The 14,203-nt window shown below is 37.1% G+C and carries 15 protein-coding genes; 10 read left to right on the top strand and 5 right to left on the bottom strand.

The features are described 5' to 3' along the window. Nucleotides 1-8 precede the first annotated feature (8 nt). The 7 genes from IGJ46_RS07785 to IGJ46_RS07755 all read left to right on the top strand — a co-directional run bounded on the left by IGJ46_RS07785 (nt 9) and on the right by IGJ46_RS07755 (nt 5,040). Nucleotides 9-428 (top strand): PTS sugar transporter subunit IIA, encoded by a 420-nt coding sequence (locus tag IGJ46_RS07785; protein ID WP_002389037.1) that lies wholly within the window; start codon nt 9-11, stop codon nt 426-428. A gap of 11 nt (nt 429-439) precedes the next feature. Beyond that, a complete protein-coding gene (locus IGJ46_RS07780) occupies nt 440-910 on the top strand; it encodes a PTS sugar transporter subunit IIB (protein WP_202229489.1) in 471 nt (156 codons plus the stop codon). 15 nt (nt 911-925) lie between these two features. Then, a complete protein-coding gene (locus IGJ46_RS07775) occupies nt 926-1,717 on the top strand; it encodes a PTS mannose/fructose/sorbose/N-acetylgalactosamine transporter subunit IIC (RefSeq protein ID WP_002357107.1) in 792 nt (263 codons plus the stop codon). Continuing rightward, a complete protein-coding gene (locus tag IGJ46_RS07770; protein WP_002384383.1) occupies nt 1,698-2,531 on the top strand; it encodes a PTS system mannose/fructose/sorbose family transporter subunit IID in 834 nt (277 codons plus the stop codon). Before IGJ46_RS07775 ends, IGJ46_RS07770 begins: the two co-directional genes overlap by 20 nt. Before the next feature lie 10 nt (nt 2,532-2,541). Next, on the top strand, nt 2,542-3,618 hold the full coding sequence (locus IGJ46_RS07765; RefSeq protein WP_002370979.1) for an SIS domain-containing protein: 1,077 nt from the start codon (nt 2,542-2,544) through the stop codon (nt 3,616-3,618). Beyond that, nucleotides 3,612-4,616, top strand: a complete 1,005-nt coding sequence (locus IGJ46_RS07760) for an SIS domain-containing protein (RefSeq protein WP_002357110.1) — start codon at nt 3,612-3,614, stop codon at nt 4,614-4,616. Before IGJ46_RS07765 ends, IGJ46_RS07760 begins: the two co-directional genes overlap by 7 nt. A 73-nt stretch (nt 4,617-4,689) precedes the next feature. After that, complete coding sequence (locus tag IGJ46_RS07755) at nt 4,690-5,040, top strand: DUF2200 domain-containing protein (protein WP_002360043.1); 351 nt, start codon at nt 4,690-4,692, stop codon at nt 5,038-5,040. Between the two features lie 199 nt (nt 5,041-5,239). Here the strand turns inward: IGJ46_RS07755 and IGJ46_RS07750 are convergent, their stop codons facing one another. Both IGJ46_RS07750 and IGJ46_RS07745 read right to left on the bottom strand, forming a co-directional pair. Next, nucleotides 5,240-5,599 (bottom strand): iron chaperone, encoded by a 360-nt coding sequence (locus IGJ46_RS07750; RefSeq protein WP_002364154.1) that lies wholly within the window; start codon nt 5,597-5,599, stop codon nt 5,240-5,242. Between the two features lie 150 nt (nt 5,600-5,749). After that, nucleotides 5,750-5,899, bottom strand: a complete 150-nt coding sequence (locus tag IGJ46_RS07745) for a hypothetical protein (RefSeq protein ID WP_002357118.1) — start codon at nt 5,897-5,899, stop codon at nt 5,750-5,752. Between the two features lie 208 nt (nt 5,900-6,107). On the opposite strand from IGJ46_RS07745, the gene IGJ46_RS07740 reads away from it, so the two are divergent. Then, entirely contained in the window at nt 6,108-7,943 is a 1,836-nt protein-coding gene (locus IGJ46_RS07740; RefSeq protein ID WP_023628269.1) for an LTA synthase family protein, read from the top strand. A 35-nt stretch (nt 7,944-7,978) separates the two neighbouring features. Here the strand turns inward: IGJ46_RS07740 and IGJ46_RS07735 are convergent, their stop codons facing one another. From IGJ46_RS07735 to yeiL, 3 genes are all read right to left on the bottom strand, one after another. Then, a complete protein-coding gene (locus IGJ46_RS07735) occupies nt 7,979-9,160 on the bottom strand; it encodes a multidrug effflux MFS transporter (protein ID WP_016627652.1) in 1,182 nt (393 codons plus the stop codon). A 109-nt stretch (nt 9,161-9,269) separates the two neighbouring features. After that, complete coding sequence (locus IGJ46_RS07730; RefSeq protein ID WP_002362038.1) at nt 9,270-9,665, bottom strand: DUF3224 domain-containing protein; 396 nt, start codon at nt 9,663-9,665, stop codon at nt 9,270-9,272. Nucleotides 9,666-9,736: 71 nt separating this feature from the next. Beyond that, nucleotides 9,737-10,402 (bottom strand): transcriptional regulator YeiL, encoded by a 666-nt coding sequence (yeiL, locus tag IGJ46_RS07725; protein ID WP_002362037.1) that lies wholly within the window; start codon nt 10,400-10,402, stop codon nt 9,737-9,739. An 88-nt stretch (nt 10,403-10,490) separates the two neighbouring features. On the opposite strand from yeiL, the gene IGJ46_RS07720 reads away from it, so the two are divergent. After that, a complete protein-coding gene (locus tag IGJ46_RS07720) occupies nt 10,491-11,141 on the top strand; it encodes a YczE/YyaS/YitT family protein (RefSeq protein ID WP_002378427.1) in 651 nt (216 codons plus the stop codon). 317 nt (nt 11,142-11,458) lie between these two features. Next, nucleotides 11,459-14,164, top strand: a complete 2,706-nt coding sequence (locus IGJ46_RS07715; RefSeq protein ID WP_002377094.1) for a cation-translocating P-type ATPase — start codon at nt 11,459-11,461, stop codon at nt 14,162-14,164. Nucleotides 14,165-14,203 lie beyond the last annotated feature (39 nt).

Genomic DNA, 14,203 nt, shown 5'->3' with positions numbered 1-14,203 from the left:
TGAAGAAAATGGAACGTAAAATTATTCTGGCAACACATGGTAATTTCGCTGCAGGGATTCAGACATCATTAGCTTTAATTTGTGGTGAAACAAAGAATGTGGAATGTCTTTGCGCTTATATGGAACAACCTTATGATTTAGCCAAGACGGTCAAAGACATTTTAAAGAACAATCAACAAAATGAATTAATTGTGATTACAGACCTATTTGGCGGAAGCGTGAATAACGAATTCTTTAATTATGTGGGGAAACAAGCAATGCATTTAATTTCAGGATTAAATTTAGCAACGTTAATTGAAATATATACCCAAATAAATACTGTTGATTCATTAGTTGATTTAGTAAAACGTGCCGTTGAAAACGGACAAGAAAGTCTTTGTTATTGTAACGAGTTATCTAGTAAAGAAATTTTAGAAGAAGAATTTTAGGAGGAAATGAAATGATTAAATTGTTAAGAGTCGATCATCGCTTGTTACATGGTCAAGTGGCTTTTTCATGGACCCAAGGCTTAGGCGCCGATTGTATTTTAATCGCAAATGATGACGTACCTAAAAATGATATTCGAAAAACAACCATTAAGCTAGCTAAACCAGCAGGAGTAAAACTGGTCATTAAAACGATTGAAGATGCGATTTCCGCACTAAAAAGTGGTGTTACAGAAAAATACAAACTTTTTATTGTAGTTGAGAGTGTGGAAGATGCTTATCGATTGGCTACTGCTTATCCAGAAATAAAAGAAATTAACTTAGGAGGGATGAAAGTAAGGGAAAATACTCGAAACATTTCTAAAGCAATTAATATTACGCCGGATGAAGAAAAAATGGTTAAAGAATTGGTCGCAAATGGTTGTGAAGTTGAAATTCGACAAGTCCCAAATGACAAAAAAGTAGCAGCATTAAATGTCTTGTAGAAAGGAGAAATACAAATGATAGGACAAGCGATTCTTTTAGGTTGCATCGCTTTTATTGCGCAGTCGGAATATGCTTTAGGAACCTCGTTGCTTTCAAGACCAATTGTAACCGGTTTATTTGTCGGAATTGTATTAGGTGATGTCAAAACGGGCGTAATCATGGGCGCGACCTTAGAGTTAGCTTTCATCGGTTCTTTTTCAGTGGGCGCATCAATCCCACCTGATGTAGTGACTGGTGGGATTCTTGGTACAGCGTTTGCTATTACTGCTGGCGCAGGAACAGAAACAGCCTTAGTCTTAGGCTTGCCAATCGCAACGTTAACGTTGATTCTTAAAAATATTTATTTGGGTTTGCTCATCCCAATCATGAGTCAAAAAGCTGATCAGTATGCTGAAGAAGGAGCATATAAAGGGGTGGAGCGCATGCATTTACTTGCAGGCTTTGGCTTATCGTTCATGCTAGCGCTCATTGTAACTATTTCATTTGCCGTGGGCAGCAACACCATTAAAGGCTTACTTGATCTGATCCCTGAATTTATTCAACATGGGTTGTCTGTTGCAACGGGGATTATTCCAGCGCTAGGATTTGCGATGCTTGCACGCTTACTGATTAACAAACAAGTGGCGCCATATTTCTTTTTAGGCTTTGTCTTAATGGCTTACTTTAAGTTACCTGTAACAGGAGTAGCAATTTTGGGTGCCATTACAGCGGTAATTGTTGTGAATATCATGAATTATGCCAAAGGAAAGAATGAAACAATACAAACAACGAGTGGGGAGGTAATTGATGATGACGAAGACTTCTAAAACTAAGACAGAAAACTTAATTACAAAAAAAGAACTTAATCAAGTCTTTTGGCGTTCATTTCAAATGGAATTTTCATGGAATTATGAACGTCAGATGAATATGGCTTATGTCTATGCCATGATCCCTATTTTAAAGAAATTATATCCTCAAAAAGAAGAGATGGCGGCAGCTTTAAAACGGCATCTTGCTTTCTTTAATACTACGCCGCATATCGTGACGTTTATTTTAGGAATTAATGCTGCAATGGAAGAAGAAAATGTTCTGGACGAAAATTTTGAAGTTGGAACAATCGATAGTATTAAAACCTCGTTAATGGGACCTTTAGCTGGTTTAGGTGATTCCTTTTTCTGGGGAACCTTACGCTTGATTGCAACAGGTGTTGGAACTTCGTTAGCTTTACAAGGGAATGTGTTAGGGCCAATTCTATTTTTACTCATTTTTAACGTTCCTCATGTGATTGTTCGTTATTTACTGAATCGTTGGGGCTACAAATTAGGAACTGGTTTTCTCAAAAAAATTCAAGCAAATGGCATGATGGAAAGTCTCACATTAGGCGCTTCAATAATTGGCTTGATGGTGGTAGGTGCTATGACCGCCTCCATGATTGATTTAACTATCCCGATTACAATCAGCGGAAGTGGCAAAAATGCAGTCACGGTTCAAAGTATCTTTGACGATATCATGCCTAAATTATTACCGCTTGCATCTTTTGGTTTTGTTTTTTATTTATTGAAAAAAGAAGTAAAACCTTTAGCGATTTTAGGTGGCATGGCAATTGTCGGAATTCTTGGCTCATTAATTGGTCTATTTTAGGAGGCAAAATATGAAAACGATGCTGGATTATATAAATGAGGAGCAAGCAGCTCTAACTCAGATTCTTAACCAATTTCAATTAACTGATACAGACGTTTCAAAGGTCACGCACTGTCTAATTTTAGCAACTGGCTCGTCACATAACGCTTGTCAGGCGGCTAAAGTTTACCTTGAAGAAGTGGCGCCTATTTATGTAGAAATCCAAGAGCCGTTCAATTTTGCTCATTATGGCAAAGTGGATGATCGGTTTGATCTGGTCGTAGCGGTTTCGCAAAGTGGTAAAAGTGCTTCAACAATTGATGCCATTGCAAAAATTAAAAACCAAACGTCTGTAAAAACAGTGGCCTTGACAAGTGATGTCACCAGCCCGATTACGGAGGTTGTGGATGAAGTCTTGGATTTAAAAATGGGGCTTGAAACAGTTGGTTTTGTCACAAAAGGCTATACGGCAACACTTTTAAATTTATTTCTATTTGGTTTGAAACTGGGCTATCAAAAGCATCAATTAACAAAAGTAGAGGTTGAAGAAGAATTAGCAAAACTTGCCAAAGCAATTCAGGAAATCGATTCGGTGATTTATAAAACCGAACAATTTTGGCAAAAAACGAAAAAAGAATTAACAGAGGGGACACGATTTATCGCAATTGGTTATGGGCCCAATATTGGTACGGCGAAAGAGTTTGAGACGAAGTTTACAGAAACAGTTCGCTTACCTTCCCAAGGATTTGAAGTCGAAGCCTATATGCATGGGCCTTATCTTGAAGCGGATACTACACATCTTTTGTTTTTTATTGAAAATCAAAGTCCTATTCAAGCACGTAGCCAAGCCTTGAAAAACTATCTAGCCAATTATGTTGGTCAATGTTACACAATTACAACGCGTTCAACGAGAGCATCAAATACGTTAGAGTTAGCAAGTGATGTCGAAGAAAAAATTAGTCCTTTATTATTAGTTATTCCATTTCAATATTTGGCGTATCAAGTAGCTACAAGTAAAGGAATTGATTTATCTCAACGGATTTTTGATGATTTTGATTGTGTCCTAAAAAGTAAAATAGCAAAGAAAGAGGGAAATCAGCCATGTTAAAATTTAATGAAGAACAACAAATCAAAGACATACGAGGTGCCTTAGCCTTGCGTTCAGATGTTGAAAAAGTTGTTGATCAAGTTTGGACGAAAGGATTTGATGCGGTTTATTATTTAGGAATCGGCGGTACTTATGCTTCAGCCATGCAAGCAGTTACTTATGCGAATGGAAAAAGTAATTTACCAATCTATGTTCAACATGCTGCTGAGTATTACACAACAGGCAATAAACGTTTAACAGAAAAATCATTCGTCATCTTGTCTTCCGTTACTGGGACAACACAAGAAGTGGTGCAAGCCGTTCAAGAAATCAAAAAGGTCGGCGCGACGTTATTTGGTTTTATCGATGCAAAAGACAGTCTTTTAGCAGATTTATGTGATTATGTGGTGACTTATCCAGCCCCAGGAACTGAGCAAATCAAGTTCTTTATGGTAGCTGATCGTTTAATGCAAAAAAACAACGAATTTACAGATTACGAAAATTATTACCAAGAATTGGAAGAATATTTGCCTACAGGTTTAGCTGAAGCCGAAAAAAGTGCCGATGCGTTTGGCTTAGCTTTTGCGGAAAAACATCGTCATGATAGCATTCACTATTTTATTGGCGCAGGGAACCAATGGGGAGCGGTCTATTCTTATGCAATGTGCTATTGGGAAGAGCAAAGTTGGCTTCGCTCAAAATCAATTCATGCAGCAGAGTTCTTACATGGAACGCTAGAAATTGTAGATGAAACTACGCCAGTAACGTTGTTTATTGGAGAAGACGAGCAGCGACCGTTGGCAGAACGAGTAGCAAAATTATTGCCGAAAATCTGTGCCAATTATACAATTATTGATTCGAAAGCGTATGAACTTCCAGGAATTAGTGAAAAATATCGTGGCCGAGTTATTTCATTTCTCCTAATGCATGCGGTAACGCAACGCATTGATGCGCATGTAGAAAAATTAAATTGTCACCCATTAGAGATTCGTCGTTATTATCGTCAATTTGATTACTAAGACAAAATAGCCTCTTTTTCCAGCAAGCCTGTGGTAGACTGAAGAGAGAATACTTCAGAAAGTAGGAAAACCAATGACAAAACCGAAAATCTATACAATGACCTTTGCCAGTGTCTACCCGCTATACATCCAAAAAGCAGAACGTAAAAATCGAACGCAAGCGGAGGTTGACGAAATTATTTACTGGTTAACTGGTTATGATGAAAAAGGCTTGCAACAACAATTGGCTCAAAAAGTAACGATGGAAACATTTTTTGAAGAAGCACCCAATTTTAATGAAAACGCCCAATTGATCAAAGGCGTAATTTGTGGCTATCGCGTGGAAGAAATTGAAGATCCTTTAATGCAAAAAATCCGTTACCTAGATAAGTTAATCGACGAGTTGGCCAAGGGAAAAGCGATGGAAAAAATTTTAAGAACATGAATAGGTCGGGACAGAAGTGTTTAACTCCGAGAAATAAGAAGGAATTTCCGAAAATTGTTCTTCAATTTTTGGAGACCAAGTAGGTATTGTTCATCATCGAATTACTACGTTCTTCGTGATTCTCAACAATTTCGGCTTATTTCCGAAGGAGTTGCTTCTGTTCCCGCCGTTTATTAGTTTTTGAGCGTGGGACAAAAATTCAAAGTGATTTTTGTCCCACGCTCTTCATGTTCTCTTGTACACGGAATTTAACTATTTCCTGTATTAATGAAAGAGGTAACTCTTGCGTGTAGGGAAATTGAATGGCACCTTTCGAGGTTTTAAAAGGGCGTAATTCTTTGCTGAAACGTTGGATGGCTGATGGCGTAGGATAGAAACCTAAATGTTGCTTGGCCGCCGCAAAATGCACTAAATTGCCATTTAAGTAAAAGGTCGGCATTCCATAAGCGATTTTTTCAGTAGTCTCCTGAGGAACAACCGCTAAAATTGCTTGGTAGATTTCTGTTAACTGTGTTTGATGTTGGGGTTGCTGGCGAATATAGTTTGCAATGATGGTCATATAAAAACACCTCCGTTTGTTTCAGTATACTATGTAAAAAATAAAAGGCGAAGAAGATACAAAAAAACCGTCTAGTATTTTTTCTTTACTAAACGGCTTTTAGCTTAAATAACTACCTAAAGGGTCTTGCATGGAAATGTTTGTCACTCCTTAGTTTAATTGTTTTAAGTGTGCAATTGCTTCTTCAATTGTGTGACCAGTTGCTGTTTTACTTTCATTTTTTGCATCAAAAACAATGAAAATATTTTTGTCTGTGTCTAATTGAATACGGTATTGAATGTTTTTTACTTTGTAAGTCATAGTTATTCTCCTTTCATAAAGTACTCTAAAAAGGCGACGATAACTGATAACGAAATTCCATTGTTACTATACCACTGGAAAATTATTTTTGCAACAAATAACATTTTTTCTTTACCATTCCTTAGACTTCTTTGCTAGCTACTTCTTTACATTCTTTTTCAAGAAGCATAAAATAAATACATTACTAGTTTTTGAATAGGAGATCGATGTGAAAAAGAGAGTTGAGAAATTTAAACGATGGCCCTACCGCTACCTTTTGTATGGAATCGGGTTCATCATATTAATTATTTTTAGTAATTTATATTTGCAATGGTGTCAGAATAACTTGTCTGTTGATTTAGCCTTCAAGTTTGCTTTTTCGTGGCATACGGAAAAGTTTTTCTTAGGTTGTTTTGTGCTAAGCGTTTTTTTACTTTTTTTATGTAGTTTGGCAGGTTCATTAGGAGTTGGCGCTCTTTTATATAGTGTCATAATAGGTGTTTTAGGATTTGCGGACTATCAAAAGATGTTTTATCGTGTCGAACCTATTTACCCAGACGACTTAAAAATGATCACAGAAGTTAGTTTATTAAAAGAAATGGTTGGTTTATGGCCGTTTATTTTTGTGGTAGCGTTAGGTTGTGTAGCACTTCTTTTCTTAGGAAAAGCCTTTTATAAAAGTTTCTTTTTATCGAAGAAAAAACAAACGATTCGTGTGTTAAGTCTTGTTCTTTCGATTGGTCTATTTTCATATATTGGTGATTTTAACAATCCGCAAAATTTGTTACGTAAAGCCTATAATAAAACCGCGTTATGGATTCCTTACAGCCAAAAAATGAATTACTACAATACAGGATTTATTGGTGGTTTTCTATATAATTTAAAAGTAGAGGCTATGGACCAACCAAAGGGTTATTCAAAAGAAGCTATTTCAGAAATTACTCAGAAATATCAAAAGTTGGCCGAGGCGAAAACAGTGCCGAACAATGAGCAACCAAATATTGTGTTTGTCATGAGTGAAAGTTTTTCAAATCCAGATCATCTGAAAGGCTTGTCCATTATTGGTAATCCTTTAGCTGATTATCAGCAAATCGCTGATAAAACTTACAGTGGCCAGATGCTTTCACAAAACTACGGGGGCGGAACTGCGAATATTGAATTTGAAGCCCTAACAAGTTTTTCGATGGAATTAATGAATGCCCAAATGACTACACCTTATACAATGATGATTCCTAAGATGACGGAATTGCCTTCCATTGTTTCATTACTTAAGGAACAAAAGTACCAAACAACGGCTATTCATCCGTACAATACATCTATGTATAAACGAAAAGATGTATATAAAATTTTAGGTTTTGATCAATTTATCAATGAAAAAACAATGAACTATACAGATAAACTAGAAAATAATCCTTACATTTCAGATCAAGCAGCGTATCAGGAAGTGACGACACTGCTTAAAGAAAAAGAGCAACCGCAATTCATTCATTTAGTTACTATGCAAACACATATGCCCTATGAAAATAAATACACAACGTCCAATTATTTTTCTCAAGGAAACGGCAATCAAGTCGCGCTCAATAATTACTTGCAAGATATTGCCTACAGTAGCGAAGCTTTGAAAAATTTCCTACAAGAAATCGAAAAAATGCCCAAACGCACATTAGTCGTTTTTTGGGGAGATCACTTACCAAGTATTTATGATGAAAACATTCAAGCGTTGAATGAAGGGGCAGCCCTTCACCAGACAGAATTTCTAATGTATGATACGGCGAACCAGTTAACAGAAAAAAATCAGCATCAAGCAACTATTAGTCCATTTTATTTTGCTCCCTCACTGTTCCAACAAAGCGGCTTACCGCAATCGGGATTTTACGCTATGCTAAATGAGGTACAAGAACAATTGCCTGCTTTTGAAAAGGGAAATTACTATCTCGGTGGGGAATGGAAAAAAACAGTAGAAATGAATAAAAAGCAAGAACAACTATATGAGGAATACCGACTGATTCAATATGACATTGTTTCAGGGAAGCAATATAGTTTAGAAAATCAATTTTTTAGCTAAAAAAAACACACGAAATATTCGTGTGTTTTTGATTTTTATTTTAAAGTTTTACGATAAACAATGACATAATAGCTGAAAGCTAACAGGCAGGCAAAACTTAAAAAGTAAAGCGGCAAGACCCAAATGGTACCATTGTGAAAGTAACTAATCAAATAGGTAAAGAAACTAACAAACAAGTAATAGACAAAACTAAAAATCCCACTGGCAGTACCAATCACAGATTCATAGCCTTTTAAGGCCATACTTAAGGCATTGGGCAAAGTAATATTAATCCCTAAGAAAAAGAGAAAAATAAACAAAATAAGACCAATGATTGTTTCAAATTGTGTCATTATTAATAAACAGCAAGCCGCAAAGATACTTAGCAGCAAACCAGCAAAGGCAATTTTTTCCGCTGACCAATATCCTAGCAACCAATTGATAAGAACCGCAGCAAGAATACTAGACACAGCTAAAACTAAACCAAGAAAGCCATATTGGACACTGCTAAAGCCAAAGTGATTGATGAAAATAAACGGAGCTTCTGCATAGTAGCTAAACAATAAACCATTAATGCCCCCAATCAATAAGCCGTAGCACCAAACTTTCGAGTCGAAGGAAAGGCGTTTCGCCACGGACCAAAAAGGCGCTTTCGTTAAGGCATTTCCTAAGTGAAAGGTTTCTGGTAAACGATAAAAACTATAGAAAAGTAATAGAACAGCCATGACAATTAAGGTGCTAAAGACATGCTGATAGCCAAAATAGGTTTGAACAAGTCCGCCGACTAAGGGTCCGATGGCAGGAGATAGCGATAGGGCAGCGCTTGTTTGAGCAAAAATTTTCCCTCTTTGAAGATCGTTAAAGCTTTCCCGCATCATTGATTGGGTAATGACAGAACCAACGCTTGCACCAAATGCTTGAATTAAACGGAAGAATAACAGCCAAGGAAATGTCGGACTCAAAAAAAGGCCAATATTTCCAATTAAATAGCATAAAATTCCTAATAACATAGCTGGGCGACGTCCAATCGTATCGGATAGAATTCCCCAGAATAAAACGCCAACGGCAAAGGCAACAAAATAAATACTCATGGTTAATTGTGCCACGCTATCGTGAATGTTAAAAGCAGAACTAAGCGCTGGTAAAATGGGTGTGAAAATCGACTCGCTGATTTGTGGAAATCCCACAAGCAAAATAATAATTAGTAATGATGGGACGGTGTTTCGGGTGTTTTTCATGATTTTTCTCCTTAAAAGTTTAATCTAATCAAAAACACCCATTGTCTTTTACAACCGCCAAATTTAAAATAAGTAAAATAATGTCACCAACTTTCCTTGAAATTTTTTATTATACAAAGTCTAAATGAAGAAGCGCTTCTTCTTGACTAAATTCATAAGTGTAGCGACCAGATAAACCGGCAAGCTCACCTGATGCTTGAAATAGTTCACCTGGGCAGTCTAAAAGACCCTGTGTAAACGTCCCTTTTTCGCAAGCAGTAAAGGTGCCTTTTTTTCCTAAATAAGTTCCTTCGAAATGTAGGAAACCGACCACTTGAGCCACAGCTTCAAGCCCATCAGCCATTGAAGAGCCTTGATAAGTCATTAAGTATTCCACAGAAGCTGTCCCAGATAAGGCGCCTGACAGTTGATAAGTAGCGCTCGCTTGATTCACTGGGAAATTTTCATTAAGATTGTCAATCGGTTGTTCTTGCCAACTAGATACAGTAAATGATGCTTGCTCCATTGCTGTCCCTTCTTTCTTATTAATAAGAATAGGGTAGCGGGAAGCGCACTATTTGTCAACAATCCACCACTTTAACTCTTCATTTTTTGCACAAAAGAATGTAACGCTAAGCGGTTGATGTGATAAGCAGTTCCTTGTTTTTGAATAAAGCCGCGCTCTCGAAATTGTTTGAAGGTATAAATAAGATGGCGATAACTAACCCCTAAGTATTCGGCAATCTCAGTATGTTTTTCTTTATAAACATCTTCGTGATTAGCGGCAACCAATAGCAATTCCGCTAGCCGATAACTTAGTTCATAGGTCTGATTCGTTGTAAAGTGGTCCACCCGTTGGAGCATTTTTTTCCCTAGATAATGGCTGAGTTGCTGCATAAAAAGTACCTTGTTTTTTAAAACAGTTTCTGCGTAAGCTAAAGGTACAGCCAAACAACAGGTTTCACCTAAGGCGATAACGTCCTTGGTTATCGTTTCCGCTTGAACTAATGTTAAATCGCCAATTAAATCACCTGTCGTTAAAAACTGAACAATGGATTGGCGGCCATTGCGTTCTGTTTTTAAAATTTTCGCTTTTCCTTTGATTAAATAAAAAAGATAATTTAATGGCTCTGCTTGGTGATGAATGAATTCTTGATTTTCAAAATCGATAATAAAACTGTGTTTTAAATCAGTTTCATTAAAAAAAGGCGTATTTTTAGCTAATTCTTGTTTCGGTGATCGTTGGTAGGCTGTTTTAAGCATTTTTTCTCCTTATAATAGGAGATATCTCCTATTTGTTTCTTCTATTGTAGCACATAATAGACGTATCAAGAGTAGAGGAGTTTTTATAATGTGGAAGAAAAAAATTGTACTATCGTTTCTTTTTTATTTAATTAGTGCATTGGGCATCAGTTTGACAATTCAAGCAGGCATCGGGGTTAGCAGTTTTAATGCGTTTAATGTGACCTTTGCAACACTTACACATTTAAAAGTCGGAACTGTTACCACAGCTATCAATTTAGCTTTTTTAGGCACGTGTTGGTTGTTAGATCAGCAGCGTAAAATTCAGGACTATTTGATTATTTTGGTGGCGTTAATTGGCTTTGGTTTTGTCATTAATTTTTTCTTATATCAATTATTTGGTTCGCTTGTTTTTCAAAATTATTTGGTTAAAATTGTTCTATTTATTTTAGGGACAATCATAGCAGGAATTGGGACAGGACAGGTAGTTGCGCTAGGTGTTTTGCAATTTCCCATTGAAAAATTTTGTACACTTATTTCTGAAAGAACGCGCTATAGTTTTCAGTTTTATCGTTATTTAGTTGATATTTTTTGTGTCAATTTAGCACTAGGATTGTCCATTAGTTATCATTTGCCGATTTTTGTTCGTGAAGGAACCGTGATTAGTCTTTTCTTACTTTCTTGGGTTATTAGTTGGTCGAGAAAGCGGGGACAACAGCGTATTTTACGAATACAAATCAAGAAACTGGAATCCGAATGAAAGGATTTCAGTTTTTTTCAAATGAGCAGAACTTTTATTTGAAAAAAAGAGTGGAAAACGGTATACTAATTAAGTAATTATTCATAACATTGGTTCTCCAATCAATGTTAAATAGTTTTTTCATGAGGGAGTAACTGACAGTATTTATGCTGTGACAACATCACCAACTCCGAAAGCAATTTCTGGTGTTGTCTTAAACGGTGAGACTTATGTATGTTCGACGAAGTAGCATACACAAGTCTATTTTTTTTCATTTATTTTTGATGAAATGTAAAATAGTACTTGAAGGATGCTGCAAAAAATAGAGGAGGAAGAACATGTCAGAAGAAAAGAAAACACAATTGTCTGAAGCGTTTTACGCACAAGACGACACAGTTGTTTTGGAGAAAATGAACACAACAACTGATGGATTAAGTGCACAGGAGGCTCAAAAGCGTTTAGAAACGTACGGGGAAAATGTGCTAGATGAAGGGAAGAAAAAATCACTTGCCGTGAAATTCTTTGAGCAATTCAAAGATTTTATGATTATTGTTTTATTAGCGGCAGCGGTCATTTCAGCCGTCTTTTCCCATGATGTGGTAGACTCGATTATCATCTTAGTGGTTGTTATCTTGAACGCCATCTTTGGGGTCATCCAAGAAGCTAAAGCGGAACAAGCCATTGAAGCATTAAAAGAAATGTCTTCACCAAATGCGAATGTTCGCCGTGATGGACACGTCATTACTGTTAAAAGTGATGAATTAGTGCCAGGTGACATTGTTTTATTAGAAGCAGGGGATGTCGTTCCAGCCGATTTACGTTTATTGGAAGCGAATAGCTTAAAAATTGAAGAAGCAGCGTTAACCGGTGAATCTGTTCCAGTTGAAAAAGAAGTAACCATCTTAGAGGGAACCGATATTGGTATCGGTGACCGAATCAATATGGCTTATTCCAATAGTAATGTGACGTATGGACGTGGTCTTGGCGTTGTGGTTGGCACAGGAATGAATACAGAAGTCGGTAAAATTGCTGGCATGCTAGCAAGCGAACAAGAAACGGAAACGCCTTTAAAACAAAACTTAAACCAATTGGGTAAAATGTTAACAATTGCCATTTTAGTCATTGCAGCGGTGATGTTTGTGGTAGGAATGATGAATGGTCGTTCATGGATTGACATGTTATTAACGTCAATTTCGTTAGCTGTAGCGGCAATTCCAGAAGGATTACCAGCGATTGTCACGATTATTTTGGCTTTAGGTACCCAAAAAATGGCCAAGAAAAATGCAATTGTCCGTAAGTTACCAGCCGTTGAAACATTAGGAAGTACAGATATTATCTGTTCAGATAAAACAGGTACGTTAACCTTAAATCAAATGACCGTTGAAGCGTTGTATACAGATGGTCAAGTTTTATCTGCTTCCACAGAAATCCCTGCCGATAATATGGCTTTAAAAATCATGAACTTTACGAATGATACAAAAATCGCTCAAGATGGTTCATTAATTGGTGACCCAACAGAAACTGCCTTAGTACAATTTGGTTTAGATCATGCGTTTAACGTAACCGAAAAAGTAGCAGCTGAACCTCGTGTGGCAGAGATTCCTTTTGACTCTGATCGTAAATTAATGACTACTGTTCATGAATTAAAAACAGGTGGCTTCCTAGTTTCTGTCAAAGGTGCACCAGATGAATTATTGAAACGTTGTACGGAAATCTTATCAAATGGAGAAACAAGTCCATTAGATGAAACAAAACGTCAAGAAATTTTGAAAACAAACACCTCATTAGCGAAACAAGCCTTACGTGTTTTAGGAATGGCTTATAAATATGTTGAGACGATTCCAGCCGAAATGAGTTCTGAACTTGTGGAAAAAGATTTAACATTTGCTGGTTTAGTCGGTATGATTGACCCAGAAAGAAAAGAAGCTGCAGATGCTGTAAAAGTCGCGAAAGAAGCAGGTATTCGTCCAATTATGATTACGGGTGACCACCGTGATACAGCAGAAGCAATTGCGGCACGTTTAGGCATCATCAAAGAAGGCGACGACGATGCAGTCATTACAGGCGCTGAATTAAATGAATTGTCAGATGAAAAATTCGCACAAGTCGTGGGACACTACTCTGTCTATGCTCGTGTTTCACCAGAACACAAGGTTCGGATTGTTAAAGCGTGGCAACAAGAAGGAAAAGTGGTTGCGATGACTGGTGATGGCGTAAATGATGCCCCAGCCTTAAAAGCTGCTGACATCGGGATTGGTATGGGAATTACCGGAACAGAAGTATCAAAAGGTGCTTCAGATATGGTCCTTGCCGATGATAACTTTTCAACAATTATTGTAGCGGTAGAAGAAGGACGTAAAGTCTTCTCAAATATCCAAAAAACGATTCAATATTTACTTTCAGCTAACTTAGGGGAAGTATTAACCTTGTTTATTGCAACAATGCTCAATTGGGATACCTTGTTACCTGTTCACTTATTGTGGATTAACTTAGTAACGGATACTTTCCCAGCGATTGCGTTAGGTGTGGAACCAGCAGAACGTGATGTGATGAGCCATGAACCTCGTGGTAAAAAATCGAACTTCTTCTCTGGCGGCGTTTTAAGCAGTGTTGTTTACCAAGGGATTACGCAAGGGGCATTGACTTTGATTGTGTATAAAATGTCAATTATGTTCCCAGCACATACCGCGGCTAACACAAACTTATCGGCGCAAGCGTTGTATGATTTACAACACGGCGATGCTTTAACCATGGCCTTCGCTACTTTGGGATTAATTCAATTGTTCCATGCCTTTAATGTGAAGTCGATTTATCAATCAATTTTCAAAGTTGGCTTATTCCGCAACAAATCATTTAACTATGGGATTCTTGTTTCGTTCTTGCTATTAGCTGCAACGATTGTTATTCCAGGATTTAATGATTTATTCAGCGTCACACATTTAGATGCATATCAATGGGCAATTGTAGCAGGTACTTCTTTTGCTATCATCCCAATTGTGGAAATTGTGAAGTTCTTCCAACGTAAAGCAGGTAAAGGTGCTTAATAAATAAGAAAAGAAAATTGGCTGGTACTTAAACCAGTC

Source organism: Enterococcus sp. AZ120 (assembly GCF_050546165.1).
Lineage (GTDB): Bacteria > Bacillota > Bacilli > Lactobacillales > Enterococcaceae > Enterococcus > Enterococcus faecalis.
The sequence above is the reverse complement of the archived record's forward strand: the minus strand, read 5'-3'. Positions and strand labels throughout refer to the sequence as shown.